This is a genomic window from Frankia nepalensis, from assembly GCF_016786325.1.
GTDB lineage: Bacteria > Actinomycetota > Actinomycetes > Frankiales > Frankiaceae > Pseudofrankia > Pseudofrankia nepalensis.
Genome location: NZ_JADWYU010000208.1, coordinates 1 through 21,531, shown reverse-complemented (window position 1 = coordinate 21,531; position 21,531 = coordinate 1). Strand labels below are relative to the sequence as shown.

The window sequence follows — 21,531 nt, the reverse complement described above, 5'->3', positions numbered from 1 at the left end:
TGGCAGGCTTTCCGGAGTGGACGGATTCGACGGTGAGCTCCACCTGCGCCTGCTCGGGGAGCGGACGCTGCTTTCCGGCGGGAGCCAGGATCCGTTCGGCGATCCGCTGGTCGAACAGGCCCGGGCCCTGGCGACCGTCGGCGCCCTCGCCATCCCGGTGGCGCAGCGGGTCGTCGACGACTACGCCCGTGCCCGCGCGCTGCGTGGCCTGAGCGGGCCCGATCGCTTCGGGCCGCCCGCGACCACAGCCCCATTGCCTCGCCGGATCGTCCCGTGCCATCGGGTGATCGGTGGGCCACAGGGTGATCTTGTGCTTCGCTACGCCATCCTCAGCCAGACCGAGACCCGGCTGGCCATCACCTTCAGGTCCAACGCGCAGGTCCCGCCCGCCGCGCGGCAGCGCCCCGCGGGGATGCCGGCCGGCCTCACCTCGGTGCCCTCGATCGCCGTGACCGACGATCGAGGGAACACGGTCACCTCCTCGGCGTTCTCCGGGGGCGGCACGCTCGTCCAGTGGCGCGGCTTCCTGACGCTGCGGCCCGCGCTTGCTCCCGACACCGGCTGGATCGAGCTCTACGGTGAACGCGCCGATCTCGGACCGGACCTGGGCGATCGCATGGTCACCATCGAGAACTTCACCGAGACCGACGCGGTCGAGCGCTACCTGGCCCAGTGCCTGGCCGCGACCAGCCAACGTCCCCATTCCCGCTCGCTGTACGACGCCCTCGAGGCCCTGGCCGCCGCCGGCCTCGTCGACCCGGACGATCCCGCGATCGCCACCACCCTCGCGATCCACCAGGCGCTCACCCAGCTCGGCGGCCCCCGCGTCCCGCCACCCATGCCGCCAGCGCGGCCGGCGCCGCCCGCGCAACCGGCGCCGCCTGCCCGGCTGGCCGAACCGTGGCGTTCGCTGCTCGTCCGCCACGGCAACACCGGGGGGTCCGAGGGGACCCTGTTCGTCGGTGCCGCCACGCCGGTGTTCGACCGGATCAGCGCCGTCCTCCTGGACCTCGTCTCCTCCGACGGCGGTTTCCAGTGCGACTTCGAGCTCGCCGGCCCGGCCGAGATCGGCGTGGCCGGCGGTTCCGCCGTCGACACGGCCGTCGTCACGTTCAGCGCCTCCGACGACCTCGGCAACTCCTACCTCGGCAACCCGGCCAACTGGGGTACCGACGGCGCCGGCACCGTCTCCGGCACCCTCGACTTCTGGCCGGCGCTCGACCCGAAGGCCAGCCGCCTCGACCTCGTCCTCACCACTGGCCGGGCACGCGCCGTGATCGCCGTGCCCCTGACCTGGGACGCCGCGCAGTGACGCCATCCTGGTGGACCGGACTGACCCCCCTCGAAGAAATCGTCCCCTGCGGCGACGCCCACCACCGGATCCGCTGGTCCGACGGAGAGCTCGCCACGCCCGACCACGACGACCCCGACGGGGAACGGACGCTCGCCGCGCTCGGCGGCCAGACCAGCCGATGCATCGAGATCCTCGACGCCTGGCAGCGCCACCGCGCCGATCTCGACGCGCTGCTGCTCGCCGGCCGCGGCGCCGGCGACCCGCTCGGCCCCCAGCTCGCCGGCGCCCCCGGCGGATTCAGCGGATTCAGCAGCAGCCTGGCGGTCTCGTTCGGGTCGGCCTCGCCGATGCCAGCCCCGCCCATGCCAGCCCCGTACAGGTACGCCCAGGCCAGGGCCGTCGCGGCCATGAGCCCGTCGCCGGGACCAGGGCCCGGGGCGCCGGTCGCCTGGTACTACGGCTCGCGCGGGGGCGGGGCTCCGGCACCGCGCCAGGGCGAGGACACCCTGCTCATGCTGCTGCGACTGCCCGGGGCGCTGCCCGACCGGCTCGTCGCCACCGTCGTCGCGACCTGGGCGCGGCGGATCACCGACGACGACCCGCGGGTCGCCAAGGCGCTCCCCGCGCTGCACGCCGCCCTGTACGGGCGCGCCCTGGCGGGGGCCCGGGGGTGGCTCGGCGGCGGCACCGAGCTCGACGTCCGCCTGGCCGCGTCACCAGCCGTCGCCCGCCGGCCGGACGGGACCGTCGTCATCGAGCTGCCCTTCAGCTGGCTCAGCGACGTCTGGGCCCGCGGCTTCACCACCCTCGCCGGCCGCTTCTGCCTCACCGCCCAGCCCGGCCCAGCCGACGACTGGACCTTCACCACCGTCGCCCTCGACCTCGGCCAGCCCCAGAAGTTCACCCTCCATCCCTGCTGACGGCGCACGCGGCCGCAGGCCGGCGACTTGTGCCGACCTGGGATATTCCTCCAGCCACGGTGCCCAGGCGCTCGCGATCACGCGCGGGCGGTCGCCACGCGAGACCGCGCGGCCCGGCGGGAGTGGTGCTGACCCCAGACGGTGGAGGCAGCCGGCAGGCTGGTGCACGTCGTGACGTTGATATCGACGTCGTGGGGGTCGACTTCGATATGGTAGTCACGGTCCATGACGTCCATATCGAAGTCGACGGGGCGGGGATGGCATACACAGGGAAGATCACGAGCGCCGAGTCGCTGGGCCTCTTCCTCCAGCAGGCCAGGCTGCTGTCAGGGCTGAGTCAGCGCGAGCTCGCTCGTCGGCTGGGTACCACGCAGAAGTACATCTGGGAGTTGGAGGCCGGCAAGCCGTCGATCGTGATGGACCGCCTCTTCGCGGCCATGCGCGCGACCGGCATGGAGCTGACCGCAAACATCACGCCCCCGGGCGAGCGCCATGGCTGACCTGGTCGTAGAGCTGTACGGGACGCAGGTGGGTGTGCTCGCGGGCCCATGGCGCACCTTCGACTTCGTCACGGACGCAGCCGCGGTCGAGAGGTTCGGTCTCAACAGCACGATCCTGTCGGTGGCGATCCCGCTCACCGCGGTGCAGATCCGGGCGCGCAAGGATCGACGGCGGAATTTCTTCCGCGAGTTGCTCCCCGAGGCCCGGATGCTCTCCCGCCTCGCGCAGCAGGCCGGCGTCTCCGAACTCGACGTCATCGGCCTGCTCCGCTGGTACGGCCGCGACGTCGCCGGAGCGCTCCAGATCTGGGACCCGAACGTCCCTGGTGAACCGAAACAGCCCGCGCTCGAGCCGCTGTCCGCCGAAGGCGTCGCCGACATGCTCACCCACGTCCAACGCGACCCACTCGGGAACAAGCCCGCCACCGGTAAGACCTCGCTTGCCGGTGTTCAGGACAAGATCGTGCTTGCCCGGACCAGTGAGGGTTGGAACCGGGTGATCGATGGCTGGCCGTCCAGTCACATTCTCAAACCACAGTCACGCGACTACCCGACGACGATCTACGACGAGGAGTTCGGCGCGCGCATCGCGCGCGCCACCGGATTGGCCGCCTACTCAACCTGGATCGAGGAGTTCGAGGCCACGCCCGCCGTGGTCATCGAGCGCTACGATCGTTCCCCTTATGCCCCGCAGGGACGCATCCACCAGGAGGACTTCAATCAGGTCCTCGGCACCGCCGGCAACCAGAAGTATCAGAAGTACGGCGGTCGCGTCAGCCTCGAACGCATCGCCCGCGTCTTCTCGGCGACTGGCGACGCCGACTCACTCCGGCGCCTGTTCGCGCTCGTCGTCGTCTCGGTCGCGATCGGCAACCTCGACCTACATGCCAAGAACATCTCCCTCGTGCACCGCCCTGACGGGTCAATGACGCTCAGCCCCGCCTACGACCTCGTCCCGCAGGCGCACCTGCCCAACGATGGCGAGGTCGCCCTCGCCATCGCCAGCGAGTACCGCCACGCCGCCCTGACCCTGGACCACCTGGCGGCGGAGGGCCGCGCTTGGGGCCTGATCAATGCGCCAGCGCTGGGCGAGGAGGTTCTGGCGACGGTGCGCCAGGTAGCCGGGACGCAGACTCCACATCCAGGCGCCCACCCCGGCCTCGCCGGCGACATCGCCCGCTTCGCCACCAACCTGCTCTCCGGCCGCGCGATCGGGGACGCGTAACCGGCGGTGCAGACAGGGGCGAGGTCAAACCGCGCCAAACAGACATTCTGGGCGCTTCCTGTGGCGCTGGCGGACATACGATGCCCGGTATGTCCGAAGTTCGGGTGGCCGCCTGTGTACCCCTGGGCGACGGCGTGCGGGTGGAACGGCTGCTGTGTCATCCCCGGCTGCCGTTCATCGCGGGCTTGGACGCCACACGGCCAGCGGTCTACGTGTGGGACTGCGCTGCGGGTGAGCCAGAACGTCGTGGATCCGTCGGCTCGGAGTCCACAGCCTATGATCGCGACGTCATCCGGCGGCGAGTACCCAGAACGCCGTGCGCCGCGTGGCATCCGCATGGGCCCCTGCTCGTCGTGGCGACCGAGGACCAGATGGCCCAGTGGACGCCGAGCGGGCTCTCTCACCTGAAGAACGCTCCGTCCCCGGTGCCGTACCGAGACCTGGCGTTCAGCCCCGACGGGCGGACCTTGTGGGCCGCGCCCTCGCGCGAAGACGGGGAAGGCGAGGACGGGGATGATGACTGGAACCCCGCCTCGGACCTGCTCGATCTTTCCTCAGGCACGATACGCAGGGGTAGGTACTGGGACACCGGAGTCGCCGCGCACCCGGGCGGTGGACTGGTGATGACGCTCCGCAGCGATCAGGGCGCGACGCTCGGGCTCGTCGCCCGAGTCGACACCTCATCGGATCTGACGGCGATGCGGGTGCAGCGCCACGCCCTGATCCTTGACGCGGACGGGTACGAGACCCCTGTCTTCAGCGCGGACGGCCGTCACTTCGCCATCCGCGGCAATGCCTACGAGCAGACGCTTCAGGTGTTCGAGTTCCCCTCGCTCCGCGAGGTTCTGTCCCTGGCTCTCGGGCTGCCCTATCCGGGCTATGTCATTCCACCCGAATGGTACGACGACTACCGTTCCTGGTCGTTTCGTAACGTGGCGTTCGCCGCGCGCCCAGGTGTGCTCTGGGTCGGGACACCCACCGGAACTCTCGTTGAGGTCGACATCGACCGAAAGGAAGCGCGCGAACACCACCTGCTGGACGGAAGGCCAGTCACAGCCCTGACGTCCAACGCCACGGGTGATCTCGTTATCGCAACCGGCGGCGACTTGGTTCTCCTGGCCATCGGCGGCGATGCGGTAGAGCCCGACAACGGGCTGACACCAGCCGACCGAGTGAAGACCTTCCTCGACGCGACCTCCGATGCCCCGGACGACGGCGAGTTGGAGGAGCATCTCGTCCGCACCGACGGTACGAGCATTTGGGAACCGGCGGACCTCGACGCGGTCACGACCGCGACTCGCTCGGATCCCACCTGGCTTCAGCTACGGGCAGCCATCAACACCGCATTCATGCGGGACACCTGACTCCACTGGGCATTTCCACTGGCGAGGACCAGGCCAGCGGCACCAGACGGCCAGATCGTCAGAGGTTCAGTTCAGAGATCCGGCCAGACATGTGGTTCCTGGTAGACGTGCCAGCCCCGGAAGAACCAGTCCGCCAGATCCTCGAGCCGAGCCAGGCAGTCTTCGTGGAACTGCGGTGGCTCTGGTCGGGGAAAGCTGGGGTGGCTGGTCCAGTCCCGCACGAACCGGGACGCGTAGTAGAACCCCTCCGCCAGCCACCGGTCGAGCTTCTCCTCGTCATGGAGTCGCTCGCACACCGTGCGCATCGCCCGCTCGAGTCGGGTGAACGCGACCCGGTCCCACTGGATGCCGTCGCCCCGCAACTGGAACAGGAAGGTGCCTTCCTCGGCGTCGAACTCCCGACGCAGCAGGGCAAGCGCGTCATCCAACGACCGACCAGCCGGCACGAGCTGGAATTCTCGCAGATTTGCGGCTGCCCCAATCCGGGGCCGGAGTGGGGAGCCGGCCCGATCGAGCCGGCTCCCCGCGACCTGCCGCATCAGCCGGTCACCCGGCCTGCGTCCAGCGCAAGTCCGCTCAGCTGCAGCCGCTGGTGGAGCCGCACTGCTCGCAGACGTAGCAGCTGCCGGCCGGGCGCATCGTCACCCCGCAGGTGAAGCACAGTGGGGCGTCGACCGCCGTCTGCGCGAGCAGCGACTGGCCGGGGGCGGCGGAGCGCAGCTCAAGCTCGACGAACTCCGGCCCGTGGGCCGCGTGCGCCTCCGGCGTCGCCGCGCGCGCCCGCGGCGTCCCGGCCGGCTCGGCGTCCGCCAGGTCGGCGAGGTCGGCGTCGGCCGGTGAGCCGCCGTACTGGTTGGAGATCTGGCGTGCCCGCTCCGCGGCGGTCAGGATGCCGAGCTCCGCGCGCTGCTCCTCGGACAGGTAGTCCAGGGCCAGCCGGCGGAACAGGTAGTCCATCACCGACTGGGCGATCCGGATGTCCGGGTCGTCGGTCATGCCGGCCGGCTCGAACCGCATGTTGATGAACTTGGAGACGTAGGTCTCCAGCGGCACGCCATGCTGCAGCGCGATCGAGATCGCGATCGAGAACGCGTCCATGACGCCGGCGAGCGTGGAGCCCTGCTTCGACATCTTCACGAAGATCTCGCCGACGCCGTTGTCCGGGTAGGAGCCGGCGGTCAGGTACCCCTCGGCCCCGCCCACCGTGAACGACACCGTCTGCGACGGGCGGATCTTCGGCAGCCGACGCCGGACCGGCCGGTGCGCGGCCGCCGCCGGCGCGGCCACGGCGCCGCCGGCGGGGGCCGCGTTGGCGGCGGCGATCGCCTTCGCCTCGTCGGCCGAGCGCTTCGCGCCCTTCACGTCGGTCAGCGGCTGGCCGACCTTGCAGTTGTCCCGGTAGATGGCCAGCGCCTTCAGGCCCAGCCGCCAGCCCTCCAGGTAGATCTCCTCGACGTCGTCGACGGTCGCCGACTCCGGCATGTTCACCGTCTTCGAGATCGCCCCCGACAGGAACGGCTGCACCGCGGCCATCATCCGCACATGGCCCATCGGGGCGATCGCGCGCTCGCCGATCGCGCAGTCGAACACCTCGTAATGCTCGGGGCGCAGGCCGGGCGCGTCGACGACGTGGCCGTGCTCGGCGATGTACTCGACGATCGCCTCGATGGTCTCCTCCGTGTAGCCGAGCGCGCGCAGCGCGGCCGGCACCGTCTGGTTGACGATCTTCATGCTGGCGCCGCCGACCAGTTTCTTCATCTTCACGAGGGCCAGGTCCGGCTCGATGCCGGTCGTGTCGCAGTCCATCGCCAGGCCGATGGTGCCGGTCGGCGCGAGCAGGCTCGCCTGCGCGTTGCGCCAGCCGTTGCGCTCACCGATCGTCAGGCACTTCTCCCACTCCTTCGAGGCGGCGGCGAGGATGCGCGCGTCCTCGGTGTGCACGCTGCGCACGGCGTCGTTGGCGGCGGCGTGCTTGCGGATCACCCGGCGGTGCCCGGCGACGTCGCGGGCGTAGCCGTCGTACGGGCCGACCGCGCCGGCGAGCTCGGCGGACCGCCGGTAGGCGGTGCCGGTCATCAGCGAGGTGATCGCGGCGGCGAGCGTGCGCCCGCCCTCCGAGTCGTAGGCGCGGCCACAGGCCATGAGCAGGGCGCCCAGGTTCGCGTAGCCGATGCCCAGCTGGCGGTAGGCCCGGCTGACCCGGGTGATCTCCGGCGTCGGGAAGTCGGCGAAGCAGATCGAGATGTCCATCGCCGTGATGATCATCTCGACCGCGTAGACGAAGCCCTCGACGTCGAACGTGCGGTCCGCGCGCAGGAACCGCAGCAGGTTCAGCGACGCGAGGTTGCAGCTGGAGTTGTCCAGGTGCATGTACTCGCTGCACGGGTTGCTGGCCGAGATGCGGCCCGCCTCCGGCGTGGTGTGCCAGTCGTTGATGGTGCCGTCGTACTGGATCCCCGGGTCGGCGCACTCCCAGGCGGCCTGGGCGATCTTTCGCATCAGCGCGGGGGCGTCGACCGTCTCGATGACCCGGCCGTCCATCCGCGCGCGCAGGTCGAACGCGCCGCCGGACTCGACGGCGCGCATGAAGTCGTCGGTGACCCGTACCGAGTTGTTCGCGTTCTGGTACTGGACCGAGGTGATGTCCGCGCCACCCAGATCCATGTCGAACCCGGCGTCCCGCAGCGCGCGGATCTTGTCCTCTTCCCGCGCCTTGGTCTCCACGAACTCGACGATGTTCGGGTGGTCGACGTCGAGCACCACCATCTTCGCCGCCCGCCGGGTGGCCCCGCCCGACTTGATCGTGCCGGCAGAGGCGTCCGCCCCGCGCATGAAGCTGACCGGGCCGGAGGCGGTCCCGCCGGAGGAGAGCAGTTCCTTCGATGACCGGATCCGCGACAGGTTCAGCCCGGCCCCGGACCCGCCCTTGAAGATGAGCCCTTCCTCGCGGTACCAGTTGAGGATCGACTCCATCGTGTCGTCGACCGCGAGGATGAAGCACGCCGAGACCTGCTGGGGGGCGGGGGTTCCGACGTTGAACCAGACAGGGCTGTTGAAGCTGAACATCTGGTGCAACAGCATGTAGGTGAGCTCGTGCTCGAAGATCTCCGCGTCCTCGGCGGAGGCGAAGTAGCCGTGCTCCCGCCCGGCCTTCCCGTAGGTGCGCACGACGCGGTCGATCAGCTGACGCAGGGACGACTCCCGCTGCGGAGTGCCGACCGCGCCGCGGAAGTACTTGCTGGTGACGATGTTCGAGGCGTTGATCGACCAGAACGACGGGAACTCGACGCCGCGCTGCTCGAAGTTGACCGAGCCGTCGCGCCAGTTGGTCATGACGACGTCCCGCGACTCCCACGTCACCTGGTCGTACGGGTGCACGCCGGCGGTCGTGTTGCGGCGCCTGATCCGCGGGCCGGCCGGCTTGGCGCCCCCAGCCTTGCCGGACCCGGTGGTCCCGCCGGACTCGCCAGCCGACCGCGCACCCCCGTCGGCGACGGCGGCAACAGTGGCCTCACTGGCACCGGCCGTCCCGTTCACCGCGGTGGCGGGCTTCCCGGCGGTCGAGGCGGCCTTCCCGTTGGAACTGGCCTTCTGCTTCGTGCCGCGGGTCTCCGTCATGACGCTCCTCAGCTGTGATCGTCTCGTATGCCGCGCTGGTCCAGCGCACGCCAAAGAGAGCCGGCGGCCGCGGACCCGCTGTTGTTGCGCTCGCCCGCCTGCCGGGCGTGCCTGTGACGCTGTGGTCGGTGGACGTCCGTCCGCCGACGGATCCGGCGGCAAGTACGCAGCCGCCGGTGGGGCCGGCGACAGGTGTACGTCCGCCGGTGGGAGCCGGCGGGGGGTGCAGGTCCGCCGGTGGGAGCCGGCGGCGAATGCACAGCCGCCGGCGGGAGCCGGTGGCGGGTGCACAGCCGCCGATGGAAGCCGGCGGCGGGCGCACAGCCGCCGGCGATCAGGTTGACGCTGGCGTCGTGCCTAGGGCCTGGACGGGCCGGCCGCCAGGGCGGTGGTGACGTCGGCCGGGCGCCCCACCTCGTCGGCGGGTGCCGGGTCGGCCGGACCCGCCGGCTCGGCGCGCAGCTCGCTGATCGCCTTCTCGAAGTCGGCCAGCGACTCGAAGGCCAGATAGACGGACGCGAACCGCAGGTAGGCGACCTCGTCGAGCTCGCGCAGCGGCCCGAGGATCGCCCGGCCCACGTCCTCGGCCGCGACCTCCGCGGCGCCGGACGAGCGGACCGTGTCCTCGACCCGCTGAGCCAGCCGCGCGAGATCCTCGGCGCTGACCGGTCGGCCCTGGCAGGCCTTGTGGACGCCGGCGACCACCTTCGCGCGACTGAACGGCTCGGCCGTGCCGCTGCGCTTACGTACCCGCAGCGACGCCTCCTCCATGGTCGTGAACCGGCGGCCGCAGGACGGGCAGGACCGCCGACGCCGGATGGCCGCGCCTTCCTCGGCCTCCCGGCTGTCGACCACTCGGCTGTCGGGATGTCGGCAGAACGGACACCGCACGACTCCTCCCTTCTCCGCGTCCCTGTAGGCACAACCACGGGCGCGCGGGAACGCGTCCGCGCCGATCGGGTCTGTTTCCGCCGCCTCCCCCCGGCGATGACGCGAGGGCATGGCGACGCTGCCCCGGGCGCCCAGCGGGCGCACGGCGACGCGCCGCCGGGACGGTGGAAGCACCGCCCGGGCCATCCGTGAAGGTTCTCCGCAGCCCCTGGGGTGCCGCGCCGAAAACTATCTGTGGATGACTTACAGGCGTGTAACTACAAGATGTTGTGCTGCCACACTAGCGCATGCCCGGTTCGCCGGTTCGCACGCCCCCCGGGCGTGTCGGACTCGGCCGGTCCTGAACCGGTCCGGCGACCGGCCTCCCCGGGGCGCGCCCGCGCCCGGAGCCGCAGGTCACGACCCACTCCTGGAGGCCGCCGGCAACCCTGCCTCAGTGACGGGCATCACCGGACGCGCGCCCACCCCTTGGTGAGGTCACATCCGGACCACGCCTGGCGAACTGCCTACGTGACGAGGCCGCCCGCGGGCGGTCAGGTCACATCGACCTGACGGGCGCGGGCGGCCTCGGAGCGGTCTCACGACCCAGGCGGACCGGTGCCGGAGCCCGGGACGGTCCCGGGGGCAGGGGTGCTACTGAAGGCCAGGATGTTCCTGGGGGGCCGGGATGTTCCTGGGGGTGCGGTGGCCGCTGGGGAGCTGGTGGGCGGCGACCGGTGGGGCGCCGTGGGAATTCGGGATCCCGCGAGGGGCGCGGGCGGGCCCTGGGGGAATCGTCAGGGCGGTGGACGGGGAGGCCACCGCCGCCGTCGGGGCGGTCAGGCGCCGGCGACGGTGAGAATCCAGCGGGTCGCGAGCCAGGCGGCGCTGGCGGCGCCCCAGAGCGCGAAGCCCAGCAGGACGGCGACCACGGCGCGGCCGCGCCGGGTGAGCCGCAGCGCGGGCGCCTGCCGGCCGGGCCGCCTGGGCGTCCGGGCGCCCGCGACCGGGTGCTGGGCCGCCGCGGCCCGGGCGAGCGGGCTCTGGACCGCGGCTGTCGGGGGCCCGCTCGCCGGGCGGCGACGGGCCGGCACCGGTAGGCTGATCACTTGGGCGTCATTGGGTCGGCCTGGGGCCGATCGCTTCGGGACCAGAGTGGCCCCACGCGGGTTCGTCACGCCAACCTCCTCGGCGGCCGGGCTGCCACCCGGCTCAGCTCGTCGAGCAAAGCTCAACCAACTTCGGGGGTCCGGGATTGTTCCCGGGCGGACATAGCGGGCCACCGAGAACGCTAGCTCAAGGTCAACAGCCGGTGGTGGCCAGCATGGGGCAGGGTCCAATCGAACTGATGGTCGATTCTTGCACGGGTTGGCCGGCCGCGGCGCGCGGACACGCTCGAACGCCTGTTTGAGATTCGCCCGCCATCGGGCTACGGTCAGACGATCAGGCATTACGGGGTCGGGTCGGCCGCGCGACGTCGATGACCAGGCCTCACCGCCATGCTCCTGACGGCATGATCTCGACGGTGTGGCTCGGCGACCATGACCTCGAGTGCCCAGACCTCTGAGCGAGGAGAAGCGACGCCATGACCACGCAGGGCAGGGGACCACGCAGGGCGGGCCGGCCGCCGGTCGACCGCGGCGGTGAAGCCGGTGGTACCGTGCGTGACTTCCCCGACGGCCCCGTCGACGGCGACGGGCTGACCCCCCGGCAGCGCAAGGTCCTCGAGGTGATCCGTGACGCGGTCGAGCGGCGCGGGTACCCGCCGAGCGTGCGCGAGATCGGCGAGGCGGTAGGGCTGACGAGCACGAGCAGCGTCGCGCACCAGTTGAAGGTGCTGGAGGACAAGGGCTTCCTGCGCCGTGACCCGAACCGGCCGCGCGCGATCGAGGTGGTCTCGCCGGAGGGTGCGCCGCCGGTCCGGCCGATTCCCAGGACCCGGTCCGCGTCGGTGGTCGGCAAGGGCCGCGCCGGGGGACCGCTGCGGGTCCACACGCTCGGCCCCCAGGGCACCGACGCGCGCGACCGGGACGACGAGGGTGCCGACTTCGTCGCGGCGACGGCCTACCTGCCGCTCGTCGGCCGGATCGCCGCCGGTGGGCCGATCCTGGCCGAGCAGGCCGTCGAGGACGTGCTGCCGCTGCCGCGCGAGATCGTCGGCGAGGGCACGCTGTTCCTGCTCCGCGTCGTCGGGGAATCGATGATCAACGCGGCGATCTGCGATGGTGACCTGGTCGCCGTCCGCCAGCAGCCGGTCGCCGAGAACGGCGAGATCGTCGCCGCGATGATCGACGGCGAGGCCACCGTCAAGCGGTTCCGCCGCCACAACGACGGCCACGTCTGGCTCCAGCCGGAGAACCCGGCATTCCAGGACATCCCGGGCGACGACGCGACCATCCTCGGCCGCGTCGTCGCCGTGATGCGCCGGGTCTGAGGAAGGCGCGCGCGGCGGGTCCGCCCTGCTCGCCGTCCCTTCGGGGTCGGCTTCGCCGGGTGCCCGCGATGTTGCCCCGGGGCGCGCGGCGGTTCGCCTGCTCGCCGCCCCTTCGGGTCGGCTTCGCCAGGTGCCCGCGATATTGCCCCGGGGCCGAGCCCCGGACCCCACGCCAGGGGGCTTCGCCCCCTGGACCCCGTGCCTTGAACCATGCCGGAGTGTTCCGGCTCGGAACCCTGGCTGATGTTCGGGTGGGGGAACGGCGGCTAGCCGAGTTCGGGCTTGCGGCGGATTGTGTAGTGCAGGACGAGGAAGGGCAGCCCGAATACCCAGAACTCGTGCTCGGCTCGTAGCTCGCCATTCTGGACGTAGACGGCGAGCTGTTCGGCGAAGCCGTGGACCGCGGCGGCGGTGAGTTCCCCTGTCTCCGCGTCCACGTAGGTCAGGTAGTGCCCAGGCTGGTCCAGGTCGCCGCGACTGGTCAGGACCAGGCCTCCGCCGGGACGGCCGCGCGGCGCCAGGGTGGCCGTGAAGCTGGCCTGCGGCAGCGGGAAGCCGACGCTGACATAGCCGCGGCCGTCCCGGCGGTAGGTCGTGTAGATGCCGACATAGATGGGCTCATCGTTGTCGACGTACGACCTGATCCATCCGCGGATGCTGACGATGCCGTCGCTGGCGCGGCTGATCGTGTCGATCCGGCTGTGGACGCCGCGCTGGGCCTCCCGCTGGTTCATGGGCACATTCGCCTGTCCGAGTGGGCGCGCGAGCAACGTGCGGTAGAGCAGGTAGCCGGGCCGGACCCACAGCCGCCACCGCGGAACGATGTCGAGCGCGAACCGCGTCGTGTGCTCGTAGAACTCGCGCACCAGGGGGTCGGCGGCCGCGGGATCGAACTCCGGACCGGCCAGCTCGGCGAGTGAGGCGACGATCCCGACGTCGGCCGCGGCGGCCTGGTACTCGCCCCCGAGCACCTCGGCCAGGTCCCGCACGTAGGCCGTTCCTACGTAGCGGGTGCGGGCCACCAACGGGACCACGAACGGCAGGTCCTCGGCGCTGACCCGTTCGGCGAGCAGCATCACCTGCGGATCACGAAAGATCCCCGCCGACAGTGTCCGGAACGCGAGCACGGTGGCACTGGCGACGATCGCCGCGGGAACGTCGTCCCACAGCAGCTGACACCCGAAACCGACCGCGAGACCCACCAGTGGACCCAGCACCACCTTCTGGGGGCGTAGCCCGAGCGCGCCGACGAGCCCGCCGACGAGCAGGCCGATGATGATCGTTCTGGCTCCGGGCACCGCTCCCAGCACCCAGCCCAGAGGGGCCGCGATCGCCGTGCTCATCACGATCCGTGCCCACAGCGCGGGGATCTGGCCGGGGCGTTGGCGCGCCCGCGCGACCTTCTCCGACACCGTGACCAGGAGGCCGCAGAGCCCGGCCGCCACCACCATCGGCAGAACGCCCCAGCGAGTGGTGAGCGAAAGCCCGGCGACCGCGCCGATCACAGTGGCCAGCCCGACTGAGCCGGATCTCGCGGCGGTGCCCGATTCCTCCCCGACCACGTCGAGAACCTATCCGCCATATCGCGACCTGGTGTGATCTATGCGCTCGGCGACCAGCGACCGAGATCCACGAGAAGCGCTGGAGAGGCGGCGTGTCGTGCTCCGGGACTTGGCTGGTCGGGAGCACCGTGGATCGGCGCCGGCGACTCTGTGTATCCGGATCATTCCGGAGGGGTGTGCTGTCCGAGGCCGCGCCGGCCCAGATCGGAGGAGGATCGGCGATGGGCGGAATCCGCCGTGCGTCGGCGGGCGCGGGCAGCCTCGGAGCCGCTGGCCTGGCGCTCCTGGCGATGACGGTCGTGGCCTGCGGCGGCGGCGAGTCGGCCATACCGGGGGAGACGCCAGCCGGCACGCCGGCCACCGCCCCCGGCTCGGCGAGCCCGACAGCGACCGCGGTAGGGATCACCGAGACCGACTACAAGATCGCTCTGGGGCGGACGAGCTTTCCGGCCGGCACCTATGCCTTCGTCGTGAAGAACGACGGCCAGACGCCTCACGCCCTCCATATCGAGGGGTCGGGCATTGAGGCGGAGACGCCCACCATCCTCCCGGGTGGGTCGGCGACGCTGACCGTGACGCTCGGAGTAGGCGAGTACGAGCTGGACTGCCCGGTGGACGGCCACGAGGAGCTCGGCATGGCGCAGAAGATCACGGTGACCTGAGCCCGCGCGTCCGTGCCAAGGCTCACGGGAAGGCCGGGGGTCTTCCCGTGAGCCTTGCCGGATCGACGTTCCAGGACTCACACACGCGGGACGTGAAGCGCCGTGGGTCCCCGGGGCGCGCTACACCCCCGGGACCCACGGCCAAGCCGGGCTTCGTCAGGCGTGGGCGCGCTGGCGGAAGGGCTCCAGGTCGGCGGCGAGACCGGCGGAGACGCGGGCGCGCAGCTCCGTGCCGGTGGCCGTGTGTGCCTGGACCAGGACCTCGCCGGACGTGTGGACACGGGCGACCAGGTCGCCGCGGCTGTAGGGGACGAGGACGTCGACCTCGACCTGGGGATGCGGCACCCGGGCCGCCAGGGCCTCGACCAGCTCGGGCAGGCCCGCGCCGCTCCTGGCCGACACGCACACCGCGTCCGGCGCGAAGCGCTTCAGTCCGGCAAGCGTCGTCGGGTCGGCGATGTCGGTCTTGTTGACCACGACCAGTTCGGGCACGTTTCCGGCGTCGATGTCGTTCAGCACCTCCCGGACGGCCGAGATCTGCCCGATCGGGTCGGCGTGCGAGCCGTCGACCACGTGCAGGATCAGGTCGGCGTCGGCGACCTCCTCCAGCGTGGAGCGGAACGCCTCGACGATCTGGTGGGGCAGGTGGCGGACGAAGCCGACCGTGTCGGTGAGCGTGAACGCCCGGCCGTCGGGCAGGGTCGCGCGGCGCACCGTCGGGTCCAGAGTGGCGAACAGCGCGTCCTCGACGAGGACGCCGGCGCCAGTGAGCCGGTTGAGCATCGACGACTTGCCGGCATTGGTGTAGCCGGCGATCGCCACCGAGGGCACCGCGCCCCGCCGCCGTGCCGACCGCTTGGTCTCGCGGACGGTCTGCATCTCGCGCAGCTCGCGGCGCAGCCTGGCGATCCGGGCGCGCAGCCGGCGTCGGTCCGTCTCGATCTTCGTCTCGCCGGGGCCGCGGGTACCGATGGGCGCGCGCCCACCGGAGGCCGCCTGCCGCGACATCGACTCACCCCAGCCGCGCAGCCGCGGCAGCATGTACTGGAGCTGGGCGAGCTCGACCTGCGCCTTGCCCTCCTTGGAGGTGGCGTGCTGGGCGAAGATGTCCAGGATCAGCGCCGTACGGTCGATGACCTTGACCTTGACGACGTCCTCCAGCTGGCGTAGCTGGCCGGGGGTGAGCTCACCGTCGCAGATCACCGTGTCGGCGCCGACCGCCCGCACGACCTCGGCCAGTTCCCTGGCCTTGCCGGATCCGACGTAGGTCGCGGTGTCCGGCTTGTCGCGCCGCTGGACGAGGGCGTCCAGCACGACGGAGCCGGCGGTCTCGGCCAGCTGCGCGAGCTCGGCCATCGAGGTCTCGGCGTCGGCGATCGAGCCGGTGGTCCAGACGCCGATCAGGACTACCCGCTCCAGCCGGAGCTGGCGGTACTCGACCTCGGTGATGTCGGTGAGCTCGGTCGCGAGCCCGGGCATTCGGCGCAGTGCGCCGCGTTCCTCCAGCGCCAGCTCGTCGCCGGCGTGGTCGTAGAAGCCAAGGTCGGCGGGCGCGGAGGTGTCGTTCAAGTCTGGGGCGTCGTTCAACGCAAGGGTGTCATTCAACGCGGGGGTGCCGTTCGCCTCGTCCACGAGGCCGTCCATTGCCAGCACCCTGGCAAGGGCCTCGGGTTCGTTCCCGTCACCCCGCGTCGGGGTTCCTGCCGGATCAGCGGAGCCTGCGCGGCCGATCTGGGAGGTCCCGAGCTGGCGGGCCGGGTTGGTCAGTGCGAATTCAGCGGGAAGAGTCATACCGTCCGTTCCAACGCGACCGGGCGCGTCCGGGATTCCAGGCGGCGTCCGATCGGCCTGCTTGTCCGGGATGTCCATCCAGGACTGGGTGCCCGCGTTCGGAGTGTTGGGTTCCCAGGACCCGATACGCCCCGATCGGCGCGGGCACACCGCCGCGTTTCCGATGCCGGTAGCGTGCCACGCCGCGGGGGCGGCCGCGACGGGTTTTCGCCCGAGGACCACGCCTTCGCTCGTCCGCCGCGCGGACGGGTGCCGCCAGGCGGGCGCCTGGGGCTGTCGGCTTCTCGGGCAGCAGACGGCTTCTCAGGCAAGGGCTGGCTCGGCCGCGCGGGCCGCGGCCAGCCAGTCGGCGCGGAGCAGGCCGTCGCTGACCAGCACCGCCGGGCCGCGCAGCCGCACCTGGTCGGTGTCCCACAGCACGGTGAGGCGCCCGCCTGGAAGGTCCACCGGGATCGCCACCCCCGGCCCCTGGCCGGCCCGGGTGGCGCTGACCACGGCGACCGCGCAGGCTCCCGTCCCGCAGGACGACGTCTCCCCGACCCCACGCTCGTACACCCGCATCCGGGTGGTGTCCGGCGCGCCGACGACGACCTCGACGTTGGCGCCGGCCGGGAAGGCGTCTGTCGGGATGACCGGTGGCACGGTCAGGTCCAGGCCGGCCAGGCCGGCCGGGTTCAGGTCGTCGGCGAAGCAGACGGCATGCGGGTTGCCCATCGACACGTTCGTGGCCTGGAAGACGCGCCCGGCGATCGTGACGGTCACTCCGCCGAGAGGGCCGATCGACGGAGGCCCCATCTCCACCGTGACCTCGCCGTCAGACGGCACGTCCGCGCCGCGCACTCCCGCCCTGGTCGCGACCGGGATCAGGCCCGGCCGCTCATAACCCGCGTCGACGAGGTAGCGGCCGAAGACCCGCAGCCCGTTGCCGCACATCTCGGCGAGCGACCCGTCCGCGTTGCGGTAGTCCATGAACCAGCGGGCCTCGCCCGCCCGCCCGACCCCCGCGGTCCCCGGGAGACCGGGCTCGGCCGCCGCCAGCACCACCCGCAGCACCCCGTCGGCGCCGACCCCGGTCCGCCGGTCGCAGAGCGCGCGCACCAGCTCCGGCGTCAGGTCGAGATCGCCATCCGGGTCCGGCACGATCACGAAGTCGTTGCCCGTCCCATGCCCCTTGACGAACCGCACCCCGCGATCGTACGGCGGTCGCTCGAAGGCGCGCTGGGCGCGCCGCTCGCGCCTCGCCCGTCGGACGCTTCGCGCCCGACGTGATCTGGTCGTGGGTTGGAGTGTGTTGACGAGGTCGGGCCTGGTCTGGGGCCGAGGTGGTGGGTGGATCTCCTGCCCGACTGGTCCGGGTCGGACCGATTCCGGCGGGCATTTCCGGTCTTTGTTCTATGAGTTACCCAAGTGGAGACTTGTCCTGGGTAATAGTGACTGGTCCGGGCCGGCCAGGAACCGCCGTCGCCGTGGCTGCTTGTAGCGGGTCGGAAGCCTGGACGCAACCGAAAGTCGATACCCTCGCACGATGCCCGATCCGATGTCCACCGGGACGTCCGTCCCGACCTTGCCCTCCGACCTGCAGGATCTGCGCGCGACCGCCCTCGAGGTGCTGCGCGGGAACGATCTCGGTGACGTGACCCGGCCGTCCCCGACCCTGTACCCGCACCAGTGGCTGTGGGACTCCTGCTTCATCGCGATCGGGCTGCGTCACGTGGACCCGGCCCGGGCGGCCGCCGAGGTGCTGTCACTGCTGCGCGGGCAGTGGCCGAACGGCATGATCCCACACGTGATCTTCGCGGAGGTGGACGACTTCTACCACGCGGGCCCGCAGCGGTGGCGCTGCGACCGGTACGTGGTGACGGCGTCCGGAGCGCAGAGCACCGGCATCACCCAGCCACCGATGATCGCGGAGGCGGCGGTCCGGGTCGGCGAGATGCTCGACCCGAAGGCGCGGATCGACTTCTATCGGGCCCTGCTGCCCGGCCTGATCCGCTTCCACGAGTTCCTGCACACCGAGCGCGACCCGGACGATGAGGGCCTGGTCACGTTGGTGCACTCGTGGGAGTCGGGGATGGACAACACCCCGCCGTGGATGGAGGCCACGCTCCCGATCACCCCGCGGCGGGTGAAGGTGCTGCGCCGGCTGGGCACCGCGGAGGCGCTCGACGCGCTGCGCCGGGACGCGAAGGAGGTACCGGCGGAGGAGCGGCTCACGTCGGCGGACCTGTTCACCCTCTACCGGGTGGTGCGCGAGCTGCGTCGCAGCTGCTACTCGTTCCGCAACATCCGGGAGACCGAGGTGCCGCTGGTCCAGGATGTCGCGTTCAACGCGATCCTGGTGCGGGCGAACGACCACTTGGTGGAGATCGCCGCCGAGGCGGGCGTGAAGCTGCCGAAGCGGCTTACCCGGTCGATGCGGCGCTGCCGGGAGGCCATGGAGCAGCTCTGGTCGCAGTCCACCTACTTCAGCCGCGACTTCCGGACCGGCGAGTTGCTGCGGCATGAGACCGTGGGCGGCTTCCTGCCGCTCTACGCCGGCGTCGTTCCCGAGGAGCGGATCGACGGGCTGGTGAAGGCGATGACGTCGCCCCGGTACTGGCCGCGTTACGGGGTGGCGAGCGTGCCCGCCGACGACCCGGCGTTCCTGCCGCGCTGCTACTGGCAGGGCCCGGTCTGGGTCAACATCAACTGGCTGCTCGCCGACGGCCTGGAGCGGTACGGCCGGCTGGAGGCGGCGCGTGAGCTGCGCGCGAACGTGCTGAACCTGATCTCCAGCTCGGGCCAGATGTTCGAGTACTACTCACCCCTGGACGGCACCGGCGCGGGGAGCAACAGCTTCTCCTGGACCGCCGCGCTGCTGCTCGACCTGCTGGCGCGCCCGGACCTGCCCGAGATCCAGGCCGTCGCGGCCAGGGCCGCGGACCGGCTGGGTACGACCGGCGTGCCGGGTGCCCGGCGCGCCACCGATGAGGACCGGCCGGCGGCCGCCGACGCGGGATGAGCGGCGGCCGGGGCTAAGCTGGCGGATTGTGTGGGGTGGATCACATAAATCGGTCCGGTTAGGAGGGGCGGTCAGGGTACCCCGTCTGGGTCTGGCGAGGGGGCGTTCCGAGGGAGGGTCCGGCCACGCACAACGTGACGTGGCTTTCTATGCGCAGAGTGCTGACGGGGACGCGCTACGTGTCCGAACAGCGTCCTGAGGGCGCGAACGGTCAGGAAGAACTACCTAGATAGTTCGTCGTTCCGGCCACGGTGGCGGATCTGCGGGGTAGTCTTCGCGACAAGCGCGTTCAGCGTTCCGAAGGCGAGGGTCTACACTTCGGCGTAGGCCCGGCGTTCGCTGCCGTCCGGCTGTGCCTGCGCGGGGAATCGGTTCGCGTCGTCAGACGTTACCTCCACGTGCAAGGACGACGACCCACCCGCACCGACCTTCGGATCTATTACTGATGACGCTGTCTGCTCTGGAACTTCACGACGACGCCCCGCGCGCGCGTACCAGCGCGCGGCGCCCACGTCGGTCGACTGCTGCCCGTACTTCTTCCAGCCGTACCCTGACGGCGGTTGCCGAGGACATCGACGAGCTCGATGTCAGCGCGGTCGCTGACCTGATCGCGCGAGGCCGTGAGTCCGGCGAAGTCAGCCGGTCGGAGCTGCGCGAGGCCCTCGAGACCGCCGACATCGGCGTCGAGCTGCTGCCGGCACTCATCGCCCGGCTCACAGCTGCCGGTGTCGAGGTGGTCGACGAGGGGGAGGAAGAGGAGCGGTCGGCCGAACCCACCGAGTCCGGCCGCGCCACGGCCGAGCACGCGGGCACCGCGGATCTCGTGCGCATGTACCTGCGCGAGATCGGCCGCGTTCCGCTGCTCAACGCCGCGCAGGAGGTCGAGCTCTCCAAGCGCGTCGAGGCTGGCCTGTTCGCCGAGCACAAGCTCGAGACCGGCGAGGACCTCGACCCCAACCTGCTCCGGGACCTGAAGCTGCTGGTCCGCGACGGCGAGGCCGCCAAGCAGCAGCTGGTGTCGGCGAACCTGCGTCTGGTCGTCTCGGTCGCCAAGAAGTACAGCGGCCGGGGCATGACGCTGCTCGACCTGGTTCAGGAGGGCAACCTCGGCCTGATCCGCGCGGTCGAGAAGTTCGACTACGCCAAGGGTTACAAGTTCTCGACGTATGCCACCTGGTGGATCAGGCAGGCCATCGGCCGAGCGCTGGCCGACCAGGCCCGCACCATCCGCATCCCGGTGCACGTGGTCGAGCAGATCAACAAGATCACTCGACTGCAGCGCCAGCTGGTCTCCACGCTCGGCCGTGAGCCGACCGACGAGGAGCTCGCGCTGGAGCTGGACATGCCGCTCGAGCAGGTCGTGGAACTGCGTCGGTACGCGCAGGACACGGTCAGCCTGGAGTCCGCCGTCGGCGACGACGGTGACTCCGTGCTCGGCGACTTCATCGAGGACGCGGACGCGACCTCCCCGGCGGACGCGGCCTCCTACGGCGCCATGCAGGATGAGATCGACAACGTGCTCGGCAACCTGTCGCCGCGCGAGCGCGAGGTGATGCGGCTGCGGTTCGGCCTGGCCGACGGCAAGCAGCACACCCTCGCGGAGGTGGGCAACCGCCTCGGCCTGACCCGCGAGCGGATCCGCCAGATCGAGCGCGACACCCTTCGGGAGCTGCGCAAGCCCGCCGTCGCCGGCCGGCTGCGGGAGTTCCTCGATTAGCTCCGGTCGGCGAACCCTGTTCGCTGCCCTTCCGGGCAGCTTCCCGGGTGATCGTCGCTAAATGTCTGCCCGGGGGGCGACCCCCGGACCCCCGACGTCGCGCTTCACGCGACTGGAGGGGTGAGCGGACGAGGTAAGACGAAGGCCCGGCTCCCCGTGAGAGGAGCTGGGCCTTCGGTGTGTCCAGGATCCGGGCTTAGACCCCGCGCGCGCAGGCGCGCCTCCGCGAAGGCCCCCCACGAGCGGAGCGAAGTGGCTCCCCGCGGAGCCGGCGGTAGCGCCGTGTCTGTTCGGGACCGAACGACGTCGTAACTTGGCCCGCGGCGCGGCTCCGCGGAGGCCCCCCACGAGCGAAGCGAAGTGGCTCCCCGCGGATTGGCCCCGAACGGGCCTGTTCGAGGATCTCGGAACCGAGCTGGCGCGCAGGCGCGCCTCCGCGGAGGCCCGTCACGAGCGAAGCGAAGTGGCTCCCTGCGCGGGTTTGGCCCCGAACGGGCGTGTTTGAGGATTTCGGAACCGTGCTGGCGCGGAGGCGCGCCTCCGCGGAGGCCCGCCCTGCGAGCGAAGCGAGGC

16 protein-coding genes are annotated in these 21,531 nt (G+C 71.3%); 9 read left to right on the top strand and 7 right to left on the bottom strand.

The genetic code is table 11. The annotated features are described in order from the left end of the window. Window positions 1–16: 16 nt before the first annotated feature. The 5 genes from I6A81_RS33150 to I6A81_RS33130 all read left to right on the top strand — a co-directional run bounded on the left by I6A81_RS33150 (window position 17) and on the right by I6A81_RS33130 (window position 5,303). Window positions 17–1,312, top strand: coding sequence for a hypothetical protein (locus I6A81_RS33150; protein ID WP_203004150.1), 1,296 nt, complete (start codon window positions 17–19; stop codon window positions 1,310–1,312). Then, on the top strand, window positions 1,309–2,214 hold the full coding sequence (locus I6A81_RS33145; RefSeq protein ID WP_203004149.1) for a hypothetical protein: 906 nt from the start codon (window positions 1,309–1,311) through the stop codon (window positions 2,212–2,214). Before I6A81_RS33150 ends, I6A81_RS33145 begins: the two co-directional genes overlap by 4 nt. 125 nt (window positions 2,215–2,339) lie before the next feature. Beyond that, a complete protein-coding gene (locus tag I6A81_RS33140; protein WP_307875084.1) occupies window positions 2,340–2,714 on the top strand; it encodes a helix-turn-helix domain-containing protein in 375 nt (124 codons plus the stop codon). Further along, window positions 2,707–3,939 carry a type II toxin-antitoxin system HipA family toxin gene (locus I6A81_RS33135; protein WP_203004148.1) on the top strand — a complete coding sequence of 411 codons (1,233 nt, stop codon included), beginning with the start codon at window positions 2,707–2,709 and terminating at the stop codon, window positions 3,937–3,939. Before I6A81_RS33140 ends, I6A81_RS33135 begins: the two co-directional genes overlap by 8 nt. Before the next feature lie 89 nt (window positions 3,940–4,028). After that, the gene (locus I6A81_RS33130) at window positions 4,029–5,303 is read left to right on the top strand and encodes a WD40 repeat domain-containing protein (RefSeq protein ID WP_203004147.1); all 1,275 of its coding nucleotides are present in this window, start codon (window positions 4,029–4,031) and stop codon (window positions 5,301–5,303) included. A gap of 71 nt (window positions 5,304–5,374) precedes the next feature. Here the strand turns inward: I6A81_RS33130 and I6A81_RS33125 are convergent, their stop codons facing one another. The 4 genes from I6A81_RS33125 to I6A81_RS33110 all read right to left on the bottom strand — a co-directional run bounded on the left by I6A81_RS33125 (window position 5,375) and on the right by I6A81_RS33110 (window position 10,900). Beyond that, on the bottom strand, window positions 5,375–5,731 hold the full coding sequence (locus tag I6A81_RS33125; protein ID WP_203004146.1) for a hypothetical protein: 357 nt from the start codon (window positions 5,729–5,731) through the stop codon (window positions 5,375–5,377). Between the two features lie 148 nt (window positions 5,732–5,879). Beyond that, on the bottom strand, window positions 5,880–8,921 hold the full coding sequence (locus tag I6A81_RS33120) for a vitamin B12-dependent ribonucleotide reductase (RefSeq protein WP_203004145.1): 3,042 nt from the start codon (window positions 8,919–8,921) through the stop codon (window positions 5,880–5,882). A gap of 357 nt (window positions 8,922–9,278) precedes the next feature. Further along, the gene (gene nrdR / locus I6A81_RS33115) at window positions 9,279–9,812 is read right to left on the bottom strand and encodes a transcriptional regulator NrdR (RefSeq protein ID WP_203004144.1); all 534 of its coding nucleotides are present in this window, start codon (window positions 9,810–9,812) and stop codon (window positions 9,279–9,281) included. A gap of 818 nt (window positions 9,813–10,630) precedes the next feature. After that, window positions 10,631–10,900: a hypothetical protein gene (locus tag I6A81_RS33110; protein WP_307875083.1), complete on the bottom strand. Its 270-nt coding sequence runs from the start codon at window positions 10,898–10,900 to the stop codon at window positions 10,631–10,633. A gap of 476 nt (window positions 10,901–11,376) precedes the next feature. On the opposite strand from I6A81_RS33110, the gene lexA reads away from it, so the two are divergent. Next, window positions 11,377–12,225 carry a transcriptional repressor LexA gene (gene lexA / locus I6A81_RS33105; RefSeq protein ID WP_203004142.1) on the top strand — a complete coding sequence of 283 codons (849 nt, stop codon included), beginning with the start codon at window positions 11,377–11,379 and terminating at the stop codon, window positions 12,223–12,225. A 266-nt stretch (window positions 12,226–12,491) separates the two neighbouring features. On the opposite strand, the gene I6A81_RS33100 is transcribed toward lexA, so the two are convergent. Next, entirely contained in the window at window positions 12,492–13,787 is a 1,296-nt protein-coding gene (locus tag I6A81_RS33100; RefSeq protein WP_203004141.1) for a hypothetical protein, read from the bottom strand. 221 nt (window positions 13,788–14,008) lie between these two features. Here I6A81_RS33100 and I6A81_RS33095 point away from each other — a divergent pair, with 221 nt between their 5' ends. After that, window positions 14,009–14,449, top strand: a complete 441-nt coding sequence (locus I6A81_RS33095) for a hypothetical protein (RefSeq protein WP_203004140.1) — start codon at window positions 14,009–14,011, stop codon at window positions 14,447–14,449. 156 nt (window positions 14,450–14,605) lie between these two features. On the opposite strand, the gene hflX is transcribed toward I6A81_RS33095, so the two are convergent. Together hflX and dapF are read right to left on the bottom strand one after the other, a co-directional pair. Next, on the bottom strand, window positions 14,606–16,093 hold the full coding sequence (hflX, locus tag I6A81_RS33090) for a GTPase HflX (protein ID WP_407661417.1): 1,488 nt from the start codon (window positions 16,091–16,093) through the stop codon (window positions 14,606–14,608). Between the two features lie 450 nt (window positions 16,094–16,543). Beyond that, window positions 16,544–17,425 carry a diaminopimelate epimerase gene (dapF, locus tag I6A81_RS33085; protein ID WP_203004138.1) on the bottom strand — a complete coding sequence of 294 codons (882 nt, stop codon included), beginning with the start codon at window positions 17,423–17,425 and terminating at the stop codon, window positions 16,544–16,546. 340 nt (window positions 17,426–17,765) lie between these two features. Here dapF and I6A81_RS33080 point away from each other — a divergent pair, with 340 nt between their 5' ends. After that, window positions 17,766–19,241: an amylo-alpha-1,6-glucosidase gene (locus I6A81_RS33080; RefSeq protein WP_203004137.1), complete on the top strand. Its 1,476-nt coding sequence runs from the start codon at window positions 17,766–17,768 to the stop codon at window positions 19,239–19,241. A gap of 445 nt (window positions 19,242–19,686) precedes the next feature. Next, a complete protein-coding gene (locus I6A81_RS33075; protein ID WP_203004136.1) occupies window positions 19,687–20,958 on the top strand; it encodes an RNA polymerase sigma factor in 1,272 nt (423 codons plus the stop codon). Window positions 20,959–21,531 lie beyond the last annotated feature (573 nt).

Coding starts and splice junctions, on each gene's coding strand:
- I6A81_RS33135 (WP_203004148.1), top strand. CDS start 2,707: ATGGCTGACCTGGTCGTAGAGCTGTACGGGACGCAGGTGGGTGTGCTC.
- I6A81_RS33130 (WP_203004147.1), top strand. CDS start 4,029: ATGTCCGAAGTTCGGGTGGCCGCCTGTGTACCCCTGGGCGACGGCGTG.
- I6A81_RS33120 (WP_203004145.1), bottom strand. CDS start 8,921: ATGACGGAGACCCGCGGCACGAAGCAGAAGGCCAGTTCCAACGGGAAG.
- lexA (WP_203004142.1), top strand. CDS start 11,377: ATGACCACGCAGGGCAGGGGACCACGCAGGGCGGGCCGGCCGCCGGTC.
- I6A81_RS33095 (WP_203004140.1), top strand. CDS start 14,009: ATGGGCGGAATCCGCCGTGCGTCGGCGGGCGCGGGCAGCCTCGGAGCC.
- hflX (WP_407661417.1), bottom strand. CDS start 16,093: ATGGACGGCCTCGTGGACGAGGCGAACGGCACCCCCGCGTTGAATGAC.
- I6A81_RS33080 (WP_203004137.1), top strand. CDS start 17,766: ATGCCCGATCCGATGTCCACCGGGACGTCCGTCCCGACCTTGCCCTCC.
- I6A81_RS33075 (WP_203004136.1), top strand. CDS start 19,687: ATGACGCTGTCTGCTCTGGAACTTCACGACGACGCCCCGCGCGCGCGT.